Source organism: Pseudomonas sp. R38(2017), assembly GCF_002112395.1.
Classification (GTDB): Bacteria; Pseudomonadota; Gammaproteobacteria; order Pseudomonadales; family Pseudomonadaceae; genus Aquipseudomonas.
Genome location: NZ_NEHN01000001.1, coordinates 102,257 through 119,031, shown reverse-complemented (window position 1 = coordinate 119,031; position 16,775 = coordinate 102,257). Strand labels below are relative to the sequence as shown.

Annotated in this window: 15 protein-coding genes; 5 read left to right on the top strand and 10 right to left on the bottom strand. The window is 59.6% G+C overall.

The features are described 5' to 3' along the window. Positions 1-110: 110 nt before the first annotated feature. Both CAF87_RS00490 and CAF87_RS00485 read left to right on the top strand, forming a co-directional pair. On the top strand, positions 111-1,259 hold the full coding sequence (locus CAF87_RS00490) for an efflux RND transporter periplasmic adaptor subunit (RefSeq protein WP_085730202.1): 1,149 nt from the start codon (positions 111-113) through the stop codon (positions 1,257-1,259). Positions 1,260-1,272: 13 nt separating this feature from the next. Continuing rightward, positions 1,273-4,308, top strand: coding sequence for a multidrug efflux RND transporter permease subunit (locus tag CAF87_RS00485; protein WP_085730201.1), 3,036 nt, complete (start codon positions 1,273-1,275; stop codon positions 4,306-4,308). Between the two features lie 67 nt (positions 4,309-4,375). Here CAF87_RS00485 and CAF87_RS00480 read toward each other — a convergent pair whose 3' ends face one another. From CAF87_RS00480 to colR, 5 genes are all read right to left on the bottom strand, one after another. Beyond that, positions 4,376-4,603 carry a hypothetical protein gene (locus tag CAF87_RS00480; protein WP_085730200.1) on the bottom strand — a complete coding sequence of 76 codons (228 nt, stop codon included), beginning with the start codon at positions 4,601-4,603 and terminating at the stop codon, positions 4,376-4,378. Between the two features lie 2 nt (positions 4,604-4,605). Continuing rightward, positions 4,606-5,319: a lipopolysaccharide kinase InaA family protein gene (locus CAF87_RS00475; protein WP_085730199.1), complete on the bottom strand. Its 714-nt coding sequence runs from the start codon at positions 5,317-5,319 to the stop codon at positions 4,606-4,608. A gap of 4 nt (positions 5,320-5,323) precedes the next feature. Further along, positions 5,324-5,992, bottom strand: coding sequence for a class I SAM-dependent methyltransferase (locus CAF87_RS00470; protein WP_085730665.1), 669 nt, complete (start codon positions 5,990-5,992; stop codon positions 5,324-5,326). Between the two features lie 123 nt (positions 5,993-6,115). Then, a complete protein-coding gene (locus tag CAF87_RS00465; protein WP_085730198.1) occupies positions 6,116-7,426 on the bottom strand; it encodes a HAMP domain-containing sensor histidine kinase in 1,311 nt (436 codons plus the stop codon). Next, on the bottom strand, positions 7,416-8,099 hold the full coding sequence (colR, locus tag CAF87_RS00460; RefSeq protein WP_085709546.1) for a two-component system response regulator ColR: 684 nt from the start codon (positions 8,097-8,099) through the stop codon (positions 7,416-7,418). The genes CAF87_RS00465 and colR overlap by 11 nt, the downstream gene beginning before the upstream one ends. A gap of 203 nt (positions 8,100-8,302) precedes the next feature. Between colR and CAF87_RS00455 the strand changes: the two genes are divergently transcribed. Both CAF87_RS00455 and CAF87_RS00450 read left to right on the top strand, forming a co-directional pair. Continuing rightward, positions 8,303-10,252, top strand: coding sequence for an LTA synthase family protein (locus tag CAF87_RS00455; protein WP_085730197.1), 1,950 nt, complete (start codon positions 8,303-8,305; stop codon positions 10,250-10,252). A gap of 52 nt (positions 10,253-10,304) precedes the next feature. Continuing rightward, positions 10,305-11,048, top strand: coding sequence for a phosphatase PAP2 family protein (locus CAF87_RS00450; protein ID WP_085730196.1), 744 nt, complete (start codon positions 10,305-10,307; stop codon positions 11,046-11,048). Positions 11,049-11,138: 90 nt separating this feature from the next. Here CAF87_RS00450 and groL read toward each other — a convergent pair whose 3' ends face one another. The 4 genes from groL to CAF87_RS00430 all read right to left on the bottom strand — a co-directional run bounded on the left by groL (position 11,139) and on the right by CAF87_RS00430 (position 14,663). Then, positions 11,139-12,785 carry a chaperonin GroEL gene (gene groL, locus CAF87_RS00445; RefSeq protein WP_085730195.1) on the bottom strand — a complete coding sequence of 549 codons (1,647 nt, stop codon included), beginning with the start codon at positions 12,783-12,785 and terminating at the stop codon, positions 11,139-11,141. A 51-nt stretch (positions 12,786-12,836) separates the two neighbouring features. After that, the gene (locus CAF87_RS00440; RefSeq protein ID WP_085730194.1) at positions 12,837-13,130 is read right to left on the bottom strand and encodes a co-chaperone GroES; all 294 of its coding nucleotides are present in this window, start codon (positions 13,128-13,130) and stop codon (positions 12,837-12,839) included. 259 nt (positions 13,131-13,389) lie between these two features. Continuing rightward, positions 13,390-13,866 (bottom strand): FxsA family protein, encoded by a 477-nt coding sequence (locus CAF87_RS00435; protein WP_007953217.1) that lies wholly within the window; start codon positions 13,864-13,866, stop codon positions 13,390-13,392. Between the two features lie 65 nt (positions 13,867-13,931). After that, a complete protein-coding gene (locus tag CAF87_RS00430; protein WP_085730193.1) occupies positions 13,932-14,663 on the bottom strand; it encodes a HugZ family protein in 732 nt (243 codons plus the stop codon). Positions 14,664-14,825: 162 nt separating this feature from the next. Between CAF87_RS00430 and CAF87_RS00425 the strand changes: the two genes are divergently transcribed. Then, complete coding sequence (locus tag CAF87_RS00425) at positions 14,826-15,584, top strand: SDR family oxidoreductase (protein WP_011335726.1); 759 nt, start codon at positions 14,826-14,828, stop codon at positions 15,582-15,584. A 68-nt stretch (positions 15,585-15,652) separates the two neighbouring features. Here CAF87_RS00425 and apbC read toward each other — a convergent pair whose 3' ends face one another. Further along, positions 15,653-16,747 (bottom strand): iron-sulfur cluster carrier protein ApbC, encoded by a 1,095-nt coding sequence (gene apbC, locus CAF87_RS00420; RefSeq protein ID WP_085730192.1) that lies wholly within the window; start codon positions 16,745-16,747, stop codon positions 15,653-15,655. Between the last annotated feature and the right edge of the window lie 28 nt (positions 16,748-16,775).

Here is a 16,775-nt window from a genome sequence, read left to right as displayed (position 1 = left end):
TTGTGCACCCTCCTCCTTTACACCCGGTAAAAACTGGCAGTTGGAATCCCTGCCGGACTCAGGGTAATGTGCCCGCCTGTCTCGCCTGATTTTCTCCAAGGAACTGGAATATGCTGCGTCGCCGCATGCTGATCATGTTGGGTGTTGTACTGCTGATCGTTCTGCTCCTCGCCGGTTACAAGGCCTTCTCGATCTACACGATGATCCAGGGTTTTGCCAAACCGAAACCGCCGATCAGTGTCGCCGTGGCCACCGCCGCCGAGCGCCCGTGGCAGATGCGCCTGCCTACCGTCGGTACGCTCAAGGCACTGCAAGGTGTCGAGCTGAGCCTGGAAGTGGCCGGCACCGTCACCGAGCTGAAGTTCGAATCAGGCCAGAAGGTCAAGGCCGGGCAACCGTTGTTGCAACTCGACAGCGCCGTCGAATCCGCCTTGCTGGAAACCGCCAAGGCCGACCTCGGACTGGCGCAACTGGATTTCGGTCGCGGCAGTCAACTGGTGGGCAGCAGCGCCATCTCCAAGGGCGAATTCGACCGACTCTCGGCGGTGTTGCAAAAGAACCGCGCCACGGTCAATCAGCTCAATGCATCGCTGGCGAAAAAACGCATCGTCGCCCCGTTCAGCGGCACCATCGGCATTCGTCAGGTGGACGTCGGCGACTACCTCGCCAGCGGCACGAAAATCGCCACCCTGCAGGACCTGAGCAGCCTCTACGCCGACTTCTATGTGCCCGAACAATCAGTGCCGAAACTGGCCATCGGTCAACCGGTGCAGATTTCGGTAGCCGCGTATCCCGGCCAGAATTTTCCCGGCGCCATCAGCGCGATCAACCCGATTGTCGAAAGCACCACCCGCAACATTCTGGTTCGCGCGACGCTGGCCAACCCCGATGGCAAGTTGCTGCCGGGCATGTTCGCCAGCCTGGAAGTGCTGCTGCCGGATCCGCAGAAACACATCGTCGTGCCGGAAAGCGCGATCACCTACACCCTCTACGGCAACTCGATTTACGTGGTCGGGCAGAAGAAAGCCGAGGACGGCAGCGTCGAAAAAGACGACAAGGGCCAGCCGGTGCTGATCGCCGAGCGTCGGTTCATTGAAACCGGTGAGCGCCGCGAGGGCCTGGTGATGATCAACAAGGGCGTGCAGAGCGGTGAGCAAGTGGTGACGGCCGGCCAGATCAAACTGGACAACGGCGCCCACATCGCCATCAGCGAAGACAAGACCCTCGGCGAGCAGAACAGTCCGCGCCGCGCCGACTGATCAAGGAATCTTCATGGCCTTTACCGATCCGTTCATTCGCCGCCCGGTGCTCGCCACCGTGGTCAGCCTGCTGATTGTGCTGCTGGGCTTCCAGGCCTGGAGCAAGCTGCCGTTGCGCCAGTATCCACAGATGGAAAACGCCCTGATCACGGTGACTACCGCCTATCCCGGGGCCAACGCCGAAACCATCCAGGGCTACATCACCCAGCCGATGCAACAGAGCCTGGCGAGTGCCGAAGGCATCGACTACATGACCTCGGTCAGTCGCCAGAACTTCTCGGTAATTTCGATCTACGCGCGCATCGGCTCCAACAGCGACCGACTGTTCACCGAACTGCTGGCCAAGGCCAACGAGGTGAAGAACAAACTGCCGCAGGATGCCGAAGACCCGGTGCTGAGCAAGGAATCCGCCGATGCCTCGGCGCTGATGTACATCAGCTTCTTCAGCAAGGAATTGAGCAATCCGCAGATCACTGACTACCTGTCGCGAGTGATCCAGCCGAAACTGGCTACGCTGCCAGGCATGGCAGAAGCGGAAATCCTCGGCAACCAGGTGTTCGCCATGCGCCTGTGGATCGACCCGGTGAAGCTCGCCGGTTTCGGCCTCAGTGCCAGTGATGTGACCAACGCGGTGCGCCAGTACAACTTCCTCTCCGCCGCTGGTGAGGTGAAAGGCGAATACGTGGTCACCAGCATCAACGCCAACACCGAACTGAAGTCCGCCGAGGCCTTCGGCAAGATTCCGCTCAAGGTCAGTGGCGACAGCCGTGTGCTGCTGAGCGATGTCGCGCGGGTGGAAATGGGTGCGGAGAACTACAACTCCATCAGTTCCTTCGGTGGTACACCCTCGGTGTACATCGGGATCAAGGCGACGCCCGGGGCCAACCCGCTCGACGTGATCAAGGAAGTGCGCAAGATCATGCCGGAGCTGGAGGCCCAGTTGCCGCCCAACCTCAAGAGCGAGATCGCCTACGACGCCACGCTGTTCATCCAGGCTTCCATCGACGAAGTGGTGAAAACCCTGTTCGAAGCGGTGCTGATCGTGATCGTGGTGGTGTTCCTGTTTCTCGGCGCCTTGCGTTCAGTGGTGATCCCGGTGGTCACCATTCCGCTGTCGATGATCGGCGTGATGTTCTTCATGCAGATGATGGGCTACTCGATCAACCTGCTGACCCTGCTGGCGATGGTGCTGGCCATCGGTCTGGTGGTGGACGATGCCATCGTCGTGGTGGAAAACATCCACCGGCATATAGAGGAAGGCAGGACACCGCTGGATGCTGCACTCGAAGGCGCCCGGGAGATCGCGATGCCAGTGGTCTCGATGACCATCACGCTGGCGGCAGTGTATGCGCCGATTGGTTTCCTCACCGGGCTGACCGGGGCGTTGTTCAAGGAGTTTGCGTTGACACTGGCCGGGGCCGTGGTGATTTCCGGCATCGTTGCCCTGACCCTGTCGCCGATGATGTGCGCCCTGCTGTTGCGTCACGAGGAGAACCCAACGGGACTGGCCCATCGCCTCGACCGGATCTTCGATAACCTCAAGCGACGCTACCAGAGCATGCTCCATGGCACGCTCAACACCCGGCCGGTGGTGCTGGTGTTCGCGGTGATCGTGCTGTGTCTGATTCCGGTGCTGCTCAAGTTCACCAAATCGGAACTGGCACCGGACGAAGACCAGGGCATCATTTTCATGATGGCCAACGCGCCGCAACCGACCAACCTCGATTATCTGAACACCTACACCGAAGAATTCGTGAAGATCTTCAAGGAATTCCCGGAGTACTACTCCTCGTTCCAGATCAACGGCTACAACGGTGTGCAGAGCGGCATCGGTGGTTTCCTGCTCAAACCATGGAACGAACGCAGCCGCACCCAGATGCAGATTCTTCCCGAGGTACAAGGCAAGCTCGGCAGCATTCCCGGCCTGCAGATCTTCGGCTTCAACCTGCCCTCCCTGCCCGGCACCGGCGAGGGCCTGCCGTTCGAGTTCGTGATCAACACGGCCAACGACTACGAGCTGTTGCTGCAGGTGGCTGACCGGATCAAGAAACGCGCCATGGAGTCGGGCAAGTTCGCGTTCGTCGACCTCGACCTGGCCTTCGACAAACCGGAAGTGGTGGTCGATATCGACCGCGCCAAGGCGGCGCAGATGGGTGTGTCGATGCTGGATCTGGGCGGCACCCTCGCCACTCTGCTGGGCGAAGCGGAGATCAACCGATTCACCATTGAGGGCCGCAGCTACAAAGTCATCGCCCAAGTTGAGCGGGCCTACCGTGACAACCCGGACTGGCTGAACAACTACTACGTGAAAAACACCCAGGGCGAGCTGTTGCCGTTGTCGACACTGATCACCGTGACCGACCGGGCACGACCGCGACAGCTCAACCAGTTCCAGCAACTGAACGCGGCGAAGCTGTCCGGGTTCCCGCTGGTCAGCATGGGCGAGGCCATCGACAGCGTGGTGCAGATCGCCCGGGAAGAAGCACCTGCGGGTTTTGCCTTCGATTACGGCGGTGCTTCGCGGCAGTTCGTCCAGGAAGGCAGTGCGCTGTGGGTCACCTTCGCCCTGGCTCTGGCGATCATTTTCCTGGTGCTGGCGGCACAGTTCGAAAGTTTCCGCGACCCGTTGGTGATTCTGGTGACCGTACCGCTGTCGATTTGCGGAGCGCTGATTCCGCTGTTCCTCGGCTGGTCGAGCATGAATATCTACACCCAGGTCGGGCTGGTGACACTGATCGGCCTGATCAGTAAACACGGAATCCTGATCGTCGAATTTGCCAACCAGTTGCGCAAGGAAAAGGGTCTGACGCCCCGTGAAGCGGTCGAGGAAGCAGCGGCGATTCGCCTGCGACCCGTGCTAATGACAACCGCAGCCATGGTGTTCGGCATGGTGCCGCTGATCCTGGCCAGTGGCGCGGGTGCTGTGAGCCGTTTTGATATCGGGACGGTGATTGCCACCGGGATGTCGATCGGGACGTTGTTTACGCTGTTCGTCCTGCCCTGTGTCTACACCGTGCTGGCCAAACCCGATCCCGCCCCCGCCCCGTAACCGCCATTTACACACGCGCACAAAAAAGGCCTCGCATCTGCGAGGCCTTTGGCTCGTTTCAATCGATTCAACTCTGCGGCCTCATCCCTTGAGAAAGTCCGAACATGAACAGCAGTAAATCATGGTCGGGCTTGGTTGCCACGGAGGCTTTCGCCACCCGCGGCATCGGACAATGGGCATCGTTGCTCGATGCCCCGATCACTTGCATGCGTGGCTGTTCCCAGGCCGCCACCGCCAAAGATGCAACTGCCAAGGCTCCTACCAGAAACAAACCTCGCGCAATTTCTAGTTTCATCGCTATAAACCCTTGATAGCGCTGCCAAACGCCGTCTCATAAAAATAGACGAGTTTTTTCCAGTCCGTAGGGCTGAACGACGAGTGGCGGCGCAATTGTTTCATGTCATGGGAGGCCGCACGGTAAGCGGTCAGGCGCTGACGGCATTTTTCCAGATCGATCAGGGCCACTTCGACCTTGGCCGAGTCGCCTTCGCCAGTGACGCGGACAAAGACGTGCTTGATGTAAATGCAGCTGTGCTGCCAGCGGCCCTTGTGCATGCGGGCCAGGTTTTCGGCGAGATCCTTGAGCACGCGTTCATACACGGCTTCACCGTACTGCTCGCGGCCACCTGCCGCTTCCCACTGTTCAAGTTCCTGGAAGCCGTCCAGCGACTTGGTGACCAGCAAGGCACGCCATTTATGCTGCGGATCAGGCTGGGCCCCGCAAAAAACGATTTCCGGCACCCGGACGCCGAGTTTGGTTACGCCGGTCAGTGCATCCAGTTCACGCAATACGGTCGGTCGACCGAACGGATGCAACCAGCTGCGATAGATATGTCCTGTCTGGCGTTTGGCATACAGCAGTTGACCATCGCGCCCCACCACCCGCTGCACGCCACTTTCGCCACCACGACGCACATTGGGTTCCTCCACCCACTCACCGCGCTGGTTCCAGTAGTAGTCAAAGCGATCCTGGGGAGCAACTCTCGTTTCTGCTGTAAATTGCACTGCCATCCTCTTACCTCTTGCGTAGTACGTAAACTCGCCACATGGCATAGAGCGGAATGAAGTCCAGTTGTTCCTGGATCCTGAATCCCGCCTCTTCAAATTCCTTTTCAACCGTAGCGGCCGGTAACACAAACCGGTTCTGGTAACCTTCCTGCCCGCGCTTTTTCTCAGCACGTTTGCGTTTCCAGGCCTTGAAATTGCCGTCAACCCACAACGAAATGATCACACTGTCCCGGGTAACGCGTTCGAATTCGCGCAGAATCGTCCGTCGATGCTCCGCTTCACCGATGTGGTGGAGCAGACGCATGCAGAAAATGCTGTCTACGGCATTGTCAGGCAACGCGATGTCGAACGCCGATGTGTGCAAGGGTTGTACCCGTTTCACCACATCCGCCGGTTGGGCCTGCATTGCCGTCTTGATCATTGACTCGGAGTTGTCTGCCCCGATGATCACCCGATTGGGTTTTTCCGCCAGCAACGGCCAGAAACGCCCGGCACCGCACGGCAGATCCAGCACCAGTCCCGGTTCGCCGACCAAGGTCAGCGCTTTGCGGGCCAACTGCTGATCCCGCCAGTTGGACAGACGACGCCCCAGGCCATCCTGATGCTTGCGCAGATATTTCTGCGCATGGTTGTCGTCATACTTTTCGGAAAAATCGAGCTTGATCGGGCCGGACATCATCGGGACTCCTGAATACTGATGCCTCTACCTTAGGCAGGCGCGTGTCAGCGTCAGGTCATCCCTTTGTGAAAAAAACGTCGCGTAAACCCACGAACTATTTCAAGGTTATACAGGATTTGTTCAGGTTGGCAGCTTTTTTGTGCCATTTGGGAGGGATTCCTGTTTGCCCAGATCTACCTCGAAACGGCAGCCATTGGGTTCCATCGTACTCAATGTGACGCTCCACCCCTGGTTCTCGCAGATGCGTTGCACCAATGACAATCCGAGTCCCAGGCCCTCTCCACGTTTTTCACTGCCCCGCACGAAAGGCTGGAACATCGCCTCGCGTTTCTCCTCGGGAATGCCCACGCCCGAATCCTCGACCACAAAGCCGTTGGCACGGAGCGTCAAACGAATGAAACCCTGCTCGGTGTAGTGCAGGGCATTTCGCAGCAGGTTACCCATCACGGCATTAAGCAGTGTGGCGTTATAAGGGGTGTCCGGCGGGTTGCCCGGCTCGAAAATCAGCTTCAGCCCCTTGGATTCGATCGGCTCGCGCCACACGCCCAACAGATTGTCCGCCACCTGCCCCAGACTGTGCCGAGGCGCCGCCCCCGCATCTTCGCGCTGGGCACGGGCCAACATCAGGAAGGTCTGCACCAATTCGCGCATTTCTTCGCTGGCACGGGCTATTCGCTCAACCTGGGCACGGCCGCGCTGATCGATGCCCGGGTTCTCCAGCAGCAGTTCACATGAGGTGGCCAGTACCATCAGCGGTGTGCGCAACTCATGGCTCACATCACTGGTAAACAGCCGTTCACGCGTCAGCGCCTGACGCAAACGCCCCAGCGTCGCATCAAATGCCACCGCCAGTTCACCCACTTCATCGGCGGCGTAGTCCGGCGCCAGCGGCGGTGCGAGGCCCAGCAACTGATCGCGATGACGCACCTGACGCGCCAGCCGGACCACCGGTGCCATCACCTTGCGTGCCAGCACCCAGCCGAGGAAAACCGCCAGCGCCAGGCTGAGCACGAAGCCCACCAGCACAACGGCAAACAGTACGCGCTCACGCTCTTCGAAATCGCTTTGATCCTGCAGCAGCACATAACGCCGACCGTCGACGATTTCGACCATCGCGTGATATGACAACTGCTCGCGGAAAACTTCGTGGAACCCGGAATCCAGATGTCGCAGATCCTTGGGCAGCTCGAAGTCCCCCGGGCCGCCGCTGAAATAGAACAGCTGATCCGGCTCCGGCCGATGGCTCCAGTCCGAGACGTTGTCCATCAACAACAGGCGCTGCAAGTCGCCGCCCAGCCCTGCGGAAATCAGTTTTTCTTCCACCAGGTGCACGGTCGCAACAATGCCCATGGCGAAGGCCCCTGCCACCAGCGCGCTCATCAGCGCAAAGGCGATGATGATCCGCTGGGCAAGGCTTTGCTTAAACTCCATCGCGGCCCTCGGCCAGGCGATAACCCACGCCGTGCACGGTGTGCAGCAGTGGTTTGGCGAACGGTTTGTCGATCACCTGACGCAATTGGTGGACGTGGCTGCGCAGGCTGTCGCTGTCCGGGCAATCGTCACCCCACAGGGCTTCTTCGAGAATTTCCCGGCGCAGTACATGCGGGCTCTTCTGCATCAGTACCGCGAGCAGTTTCAGGCCCACCGGGTTGAGCTTGAGCAGTTTGCCTTCGCGGGTCACTTCCAGTGTGTCGAGGTCGTAGCTCAGATCACCGACCTGCAAGGAGCGACGACCGCCGCCCTGGGTGCGGCGCATCACGGCTTCGATTCGTGCAGCCAGTTCCGACAGTGCGAAGGGCTTGACCAGGTAATCGTCAGCCCCGGACTTGAAACCCTGCAGGCGATCGTCGAGTTGGTCGCGGGCGGTGAGCATGATCACCGGCGTGTCACGGCGAGCGTCTTCGCGCAGGCGCTTGCACAGCGTATAGCCGTCGATACCGGGCAGCATGATGTCGAGCACGATCAGGTCGTAGTGCTCGGTGGCAGCCAGATGCAGGCCCGACAAACCGTCCTGGGCGCAATCGACGGTATAGCCTTTCAGGCCCAGGTAATCGGCCAGGTTGGCCAGGATATCGCGGTTGTCTTCGACCAATAGAATTCGCATGGGCACCTCTTCCGTACACAGTAACGGCCGTCATGGCCCGCGCAGCTTAAGGCCTGTTTCGGTTCAGGGCCAGCGCTGGTGCCCCGGCAGATGAAATTGCCCGGACGAAATAAATCTTTAACAAAGTTTTCACTATCGATTCACAACCTGACTACAGTGGCGCCGCGAAACTCCCGCGCCATTGATAAAAGGAAAAGAAAACAATGGGTTTCTTCAAGACAGCGCCTATGCGCTATCTGTTGTTGGTCACCGGCGCCTGGCTGGTGGTGTTTCTCCTCACTCGCACCGTACTGTTGCTGACTCATCTGGATGAGGCCGGTGGCGGTGCGCTGTCCATGTTCGGCGTCGGCCTGGTCTACGACCTGGGCTTTCTCGCCTACGCGGCCCTGCCGATGGGCCTGTATCTGCTGCTGTGCCCGCCGGGCCTGTGGCGGCGGCGCGCTCACCGCTGGTTCCTGCAGGGACTGCTGACCGTCAGCCTGTACGCCATGCTGTTCACGGCGGTGGCCGAATGGCTGTTCTGGGATGAGTTCGGGGTGCGCTTCAATTTCATCGCCGTCGATTATCTGGTGTATTCCGACGAAGTGCTGAACAACGTGCTGGAGTCCTACCCGATCGGCAAGTTGCTGAGCATCCTGGCGGTGCTGGCCATCGCACTGAGTTTCGCACTGCGCAAACCGTTCAACGCGGCGCTGGATGCCCCGCTGCCACCATTGCGCGGGCGCCTTCTGAATGCACTGGCTCTGCTGGTGGTCGCGGGTCTGAGTCTGCAACTGATCAGCCAGGACGCCCCGCGGGCCCAGGGCGGCAACGCCTATCAGAATGAACTGGCGAGCAACGGCCCCTATCAGTTCTTCGCCGCGTTCCGTAACAACGAGCTGGACTACAGCCAGTTCTACAAGAGCCTGCCAGCGGACAAAGTCGCCGGTCAGATGCGTGCCGAACTGAACGAGCCCAATGCCCGCTTCGTCGGTCAGGATCCGCAGGACATTCGTCGCGATATCGATAACCCGGGTGTCACCCGCAAACCGAACATCGTGCTGGTGACCATCGAAAGCCTCAGCGCCAAATATCTTGGCAGCAATGGTGATGGCCGCAACCTGACGCCGAACCTCGACGCGTTGCGCAAGCAGAGCCTGTACTTCAACAATTTCTACGCCACCGGCACCCGTACCGACCGGGGCCTGGAAGCCATCACTTTGGCCATTCCGCCGACACCGGGCCGTTCGATCGTCAAGCGCATTGGTCGCGAAAGCGGTTTCGCCAGCCTCGGCCAGCAATTGAGCGCGGTCGGCTATGACAGCGTGTTCGTCTACGGCGGCCGTGGCTACTTCGACAACATGAACGCGTTCTTCAGCGGCAACGGCTATCGCGTTGTCGACCAGAGCAGCGTCGATGAGTCGGAAATCCACTTCAAGAATGCCTGGGGCATGGCCGACGAGGATCTGTACAAACAGACCCTGAAGCTGGCGGACGCCGACTACGCCAAGCAGCAACCTTTCCTGTTGCAGCTGATGACGACCTCGAACCATCGCCCGTACACCTACCCGGAAAACCGCATCGACATCAAATCCGGCAACGGTCGCGATGGTGCGGTGAAATACACCGACTACGCCATCGGCCAGTTCCTGGCGCAGGCGCGTGAGAAACCGTGGTTCGACAACACGATCTTCATCTTCGTCGCCGACCACACCGCCGGCAGCGCGGGCAAGGAAGATCTGCCGATCACCAACTACCAGATCCCGCTGTTCATCTATGCACCGAAGCTGATCGAAGCACGGGAAAACGCGCAACTGGCCAGTCAGGTCGACCTCGCACCGACTCTGCTGGGGCTGCTGAACCTGGATTACCAATCGACGTTCTTCGGTCGCAACCTGCTGGCGGACAACCCGCTGCCACCTCGGGTCGTGGTGGGCAACTATCAGCATCTGGGGCTGTTCGACGGCAAGGATCTGGCGATCCTCAGCCCGCGCCAAGGCCTGCGCCGGCACGACGACGCACTGACCGAAAGCCGCGAGTCCCGGGTCAACAGCGACGACCCGCTGGTGAGCCGCGCCATCACGTATTACCAAACCGCCAGTTATGGCTTCAAGCAACAGCTGCTTGGCTGGAAAGCGCCCAAGGAGGGTGCCGCGCAAGTCAGCGATCGTTAATCGAAGCGCCCCGGGCTGATGCCCCGGGGCGTTTTCCCGTTCTGGATCCCTCATGTCATCAAGTGTTGTACGCCCTGCCCCTCGCCCGCTGAACTTTTGGCTGTGCCTGGGGATACCCGCCGTCGCGGCCGCCATCCTGGTCTTGCTCGAACTGACCGATCTGGACATGAACCTGGCCCGGATGTTTTACGACCCCGCCGCCGGCGACTTCATCGGACGCCATAGTTACTTTCTGGAAAACATCCTTCACGACCGCGCCAAACAGGTGGTGATTGCGTTTTCGGTGTTTTCCGTCATCGGTTTCATCGCTGCATTCTTCATTGAACGGCTCAAGCCATTCAAGCGTGAACTGGGTTGCCTGGTGCTGTCGCTCGGCCTGGCGACGTCATTCGTGACACCGATGAAAGCAGTGACCGCCGTGCAGTGTCCGTGGAGTCTTGAGCAGTTCGGCGGCCATGAAACCTACAGCAAACTGCTGGATCACCGTCCGCCGACCGACAAGCCCGGCCGCTGCTGGCCCGGTGGCCATGCCGCAACGGGTTTCACCTTGTTCGCGCTGTTCTTCGTGCTGCGGGATCGTCGCCCGCGACTGGCGCGGCAGGCGTTCATCTTTGCCTTTGCGCTGGGCTCGGTGTTCTCGATCAGCCGGATGATGCAGGGCGCGCACTTCTTTTCGCACAACGTGTGGACGGCAATTTTCTGCTGGCTGATCTGCCTGGGGTCGTATTACTGGGTGCTGTATCGCCCGACCGTGAAAGCTGAAGCGGTCATGAAGTCGCAACCGGTAAACGCCTGATTACTCAAACGCCAGATAACAAAATCAGGACAATAAAAAACCCCGCCTGCTCATCGCAGGCGGGGTTTTTCGTTTCGGGGTAAGGCTGGCTTACATCATGCCGCCCATGCCACCCATGCCGCCCATGTCCGGCATACCGCCGCCTACTGCACCTTCTTTCTTCGGTGCGTCAGCAACAGCAGCTTCGGTGGTCAGGATCAGACCGCCGATCGACGATGCAGCTTGCAGAGCGGAACGGGTGACCTTGGTTGGGTCCAGGATGCCCATTTCGATCATGTCGCCGTATTCGCCAGTCGCAGCGTTGTAACCGAAGTTACCTTTGCCGTTCTTGACTTCGTTGACCACAACGCTTGGCTCGTCGCCGCTGTTGGCAGCGATCTGACGCAGCGGTGCTTCAACAGCGCGACGCAGAACAGCGATACCTACGTCCTGGTCGGCGTTGTCGCCTTTCAGGCTGATGATCGCGTTCAGAGCGCGGATCAGCGCAACGCCACCGCCAGGCACCACGCCTTCTTCAACGGCTGCACGGGTAGCGTGCAGGGCGTCTTCAACGCGGGCTTTCTTCTCTTTCATTTCTACTTCGGAACCAGCGCCAACCTTGATCACTGCAACGCCGCCGGACAGCTTGGCCAGACGCTCTTGCAGTTTTTCACGGTCGTAGTCCGAGGAGGTCTCGGCCACCTGGGCACGGATCTGAGCGATACGCGCCTGGATGTCGCCTTCAACGCCAGCACCGTCAACGATGATGGTGTTTTCCTTGGACAGGGTTACGCGCTTGGCGCTACCCAGGTGTTCCAGGGTGGTGCTTTCCAGGCTCAGGCCGATCTCTTCGGAGATAACGGTACCGCCGGTCAGAACGGCGATGTCCTGCAGCATGGCCTTGCGACGGTCGCCGAAGCCTGGAGCCTTGACGGCTGCGACTTTAACGATGCCACGCATGTTGTTCACGACCAGAGTCGCCAGGGCTTCACCTTCAACGTCTTCGGCAACGATCAGCAGTGGACGGCCGGCTTTGGCAACGGCTTCCAGTACTGGCAGCATTTCGCGGATGTTCGAGATCTTCTTGTCGACCAGCAGGATCAGCGCGCCTTCCAGCTCGGCAACCATGGTCTCTGGCTTGTTGACGAAGTACGGGGACAGGTAGCCACGGTCGAACTGCATGCCTTCTACAACCGACAGTTCGTTTTCCAGGCCCGAGCCTTCTTCAACGGTGATCACGCCTTCTTTACCGACTTTTTCCATGGCTTCGGCAATGATGTCGCCGATGGAGTTGTCGGAGTTGGCGGAGATGGTGCCAACCTGAGCGATCGCTTTAGTGTCGGTGCATGGCGCGGACAGCTTTTTCAGCTCGGCAACGACAGCGATGGTCGCTTTGTCGATACCGCGCTTCAGGTCCATCGGGTTCATGCCGGCAGCGACGGCTTTCAGACCTTCGTTGACGATCGACTGAGCCAGAACGGTAGCGGTGGTAGTACCGTCACCAGCGTCATCGTTGGCACGGGAGGCAACGTCTTTGACCAGCTGCGCGCCCATGTTTTCGAAACGGTCTTCCAGCTCGATTTCCTTGGCAACGGAGACGCCGTCCTTGGTGATGGTCGGAGCGCCGAAGCTCTTCTCGAGGATCACGTTACGGCCTTTCGGGCCCAGGGTCGCTTTTACCGCGTCAGCCAGGACGTTTACGCCAACCAGCATTTTCTTGCGGGCGGAATCGCCGAATTTAACTTCTTTAGCAGCCATGATCGATATTCCTTAAATACTTTGTAGTAGCGGGAAAATGAACGGGGGTAATCAGCCTTCGATAACGGCGAGGATTTCGTTCTCGCTCATTACCAGCAGGTCTTCGCCGTCGACTTTCACAGTGTTGCTGCCGGAGTACGGACCGAACACAACCTTGTCGCCTACCTTCACGGACAGTGCGCGCACTTCACCGTTTTCCAGTGCCTTGCCCGGGCCTACAGCCAGAATCTCACCGTGGTTGGCTTTTTCAGCAGCCGAACCTGGCAGGACGATACCGCCAGCGGTTTTCTTTTCTTCTTCGCTGCGACGGATGACGACGCGGTCATGCAGAGGACGAAGCTTCATTGTCGATCTCTCCTAATTGTGGTTTTCATCGGCCGGTGTAGTCCCGGCGGGTTTAACGAATCCGGCCTGCGCCGGTTGCGGTTCGTCGAGCGAACCGCGGAAGTCTGTCCGACTCAAAATGTCGGAACCTTTCGGTGACCGATACATAAGGGCGCAGAAGCTTATTACAAGGGCGGGGGTCAAAAAATTTTCATGCAGCCTGCATGAACTTGCCCCGCAAACGAACACGGCACCCGAAGGTGCCGTGTCGATGCAGAAGTTACTTGGTGTCGCGGTGTTCGAATTCGCCTTCGATTACATCGCCTTCGCGGCCCAGAGGCTGGCGCGGTGCCGGACCGCCGCGAGGTTGCAGGTCATCGGCGAACGCTCGCTGGCGCATGGCCTGCTCTTCGGCGCGCTGGCGCATTTTGTTGGCGACGAGTCGACGACTGAACGGCAACAGCAGCACCAGACCGACCACGTCACTGATGAAACCCGGCAGGATCAACAGGCCACCGGCCAGGGCCAGCATCAGACCTTCGAGCATGGTTTGCGCAGGCAGTTCGCCGCGGTTCAGGCTTTCACGGGCACGCAGGGCAGTTGCCAGTCCGGCGACGCGCAGCACAAATACGCCGAACATCGAGCCGAGAATGATCAGCAGCAGGGCCGGAAAAAATCCGATCGAACCTGCCACTTTGACGAATACGAACAGCTCCAACACCGGGAACAGCAGAAAGAGCAACAAAAAAGGGCGCATCAAAGTTTCCTCAACGCAAGAAATGCCTTGCAGTAAGCCTTAGATGACGTCGCCCTTTCGTGAATTCAAGCGTCGGCTACTGCATTTTTTGGCCAGACCTCGGCGTGAGCCAGAGAAACCAAGGCTTCGCGCACTTGTATCGGCGTATGACAAGGCGCTTGAAACGGCAGCCAGTACAGCGCCTGACCGATGCGCAGGTGCATGCCTTCGGTGTCGATCCCGGCCATTTGTGCCGGTACGGTTTTCGGCAGCCCGGCGAGGTCGACGTAATGGGCGATGGCCTTGGCGTGGTCGCTGTTCATGTGCTCGACCATGCTGATTTCGGCCTTGCCGGCGAACGGGTTGGCCAGGGTCAGATGATCGACCCAGTGGATCGCGCCGAAACCACCGATGTAGCGATGGCGCACGGGTTTGAGCACCCAGAAATCGAAATCGTGAGCCTTGTGGTAATTCCGCGAATCGGGGAAATAACGATAGTAGCGCTCAGCAGCGGCTTCGATGGCGGCCGCGTCTTCGAGTTTTTCCGCTTCGGCCAGATAGGTCAGGCGACCAACGGCTTGCACATCATCAGCCTCGCGCTCACCCACCAGCAGCGAACATTTCGGGTCTTTCTGCAGGTTGTGGGTGTGCTGGGCGATGCGGCTGATGAGGATCAGCGGCCGTCCCTGCTCGTCCAGGCAGTAAGGAACCACGGAGCCAAACGGAAAACCGGGCATTGATTTGGAGTGGGTCGACAGCACGCCACGGTATTCCTTGAGAAGCAATTCTCGGGCATTCTTAGCCGCTTCAACGCTCAATTTATGACTCCTTAAATAGAATCCGTCAAAAAAACGGACGGGCGACACGGATAAGTATCAGTCGTCACTGGGGCAGTTCTCATGTGCAGCCGGGCCATGTCAGGCGCAGATCGAGAGGCTCTCTAAAGGACACCACTCTGACCTGCTCTCGGGGGCATGCGAATGCAACTCAACGACAAAGTAATCATTATCACTGGCGGTTGCCAAGGCTTGGGCCGCTCGATGGCCGAGTATTTCGCGGGCAAGGGCGCGAAGCTGGCACTGGTCGATCTGAATCAGGAAAAACTCGATGACGCCGTCGCGGCCTGCAAGGCCAAGGGCGTCGAGGCGCGCAGCTATCTGTGCAACGTCGCCAATGAAGAGCAAGTGACGCACATGGTCGCCCAGGTCGCCGAGGACTTCGGCGCGATTCACGGCCTGATCAACAACGCCGGGATCCTGCGCGACGGCCTGCTGCTCAAGGTCAAGGACGGCGAAATGACCAAGATGAGCCTGGCCCAGTGGCAGGCGGTGATCGACGTCAACCTGACCGGCGTATTCCTCTGCACCCGTGAAGTGGCGGCAAAAATGGTCGAGCTGAAGAACAGCGGCGCGATCATCAACATCTCGTCGATCTCCCGCGCGGGCAACGTCGGCCAGACCAACTACTCCGCCGCCAAGGCTGGCGTCGCTGCGGCGACCGTGACCTGGGCCAAGGAACTGGCGCGCTACGGCATTCGCGTGGCCGGCATTGCACCAGGCTTCATCGAGACCGAGATGACCCTGGGCATGAAGCCTGAAGCGCTGGAGAAAATGACCTCGGGCATTCCGCTCAAGCGCATGGGCAAGCCGGAAGAGATTGCCCACTCGGCGGCGTACATCTTCGAGAACGACTACTACACCGGCCGGATTCTGGAGATGGACGGCGGGTTGCGCATCTGACCGCTGTCGCGCAAAGAAAAACGCCCCGGTGCACAGGCACCGGGGCGTTTTTGTTTAAACCACAGGCATCAATCGTCGCTGATCGTAATGTTCGGCATTGCCGGCGAGGCAGCTTCCTGCAACACGATCCGCGCACCGACGTGGCGGGCCAGTTCCTGATAGACCATGGCGATCTGGCTGTCCGGCTCGGAAATCACCGTCGGCTTGCCACCATCGGCCTGTTCGCGGATCAGCATCGACAATGGCAGCGAAGCCAGCAGTTCAACGCCGAACTGGGTCGCCAGTTTCTCGCCACCGCCCTCACCGAACAGATGCTCGGCATGTCCGCAATTCGAGCAGATGTGCACGGCCATGTTTTCCACCACGCCCAGCACCGGAATGTTGACCTTGCGGAACATTTCCACACCTTTACGCGCATCGAGCAGCGCCAGATCCTGCGGTGTGGTGACGATCACGGCGCCGGCCACCGGGACTTTCTGCGCCAGGGTCAACTGGATGTCGCCGGTGCCTGGCGGCATGTCGATAACCAGATAATCCAGGTCGCCCCAAGCGGTTTGCGTGACCAGTTGCAGCAGCGCGCCAGAGACCATCGGCCCGCGCCAGACCATTGGCGTGTTGTCGTCAGTCAGGAAAGCCATCGACATGACTTCCACGCCATGGGCCTGAAGCGGCACGAACCACTTCTGATCCTTGATCTGCGGGCGGGTGCCCTCGGGAATACCGAACATGATGCCCTGGCTCGGGCCATAAATATCGGCGTCGAGGATCCCGACTTTCGCGCCTTCGCGGGCCAGTGCCAGCGCCAGGTTGGCCGCGGTGGTGGACTTGCCCACACCGCCCTTGCCCGACGCCACGGCAACCACGTTCTTGACGTTGGCCAGCCCCGGAATCTGTGCCTGTGCCTTGTGCGCGGCAATCACGCTGTTGACTTCGACCTTGGCCGACACCACACCGTCGATGTTTTCGATGGCCAGTTGCAGCAATTGCGCCCAGCCGCTCTTGAACAGACCGGCGGCATAACCGATTTCCAGCTGCACGCTGACGCGGTCACCGGCAATTTCGATGTTGCGCACGCAACCGGCGCTGACCGGATCCTGGTTCAGGTAAGGGTCGGTGTATTGGCTGAGGACGGCTTCCACCGCTGCGCGAGTGACGGCACTCATGGGCAACTCCGATAACAAGACTGGGAAA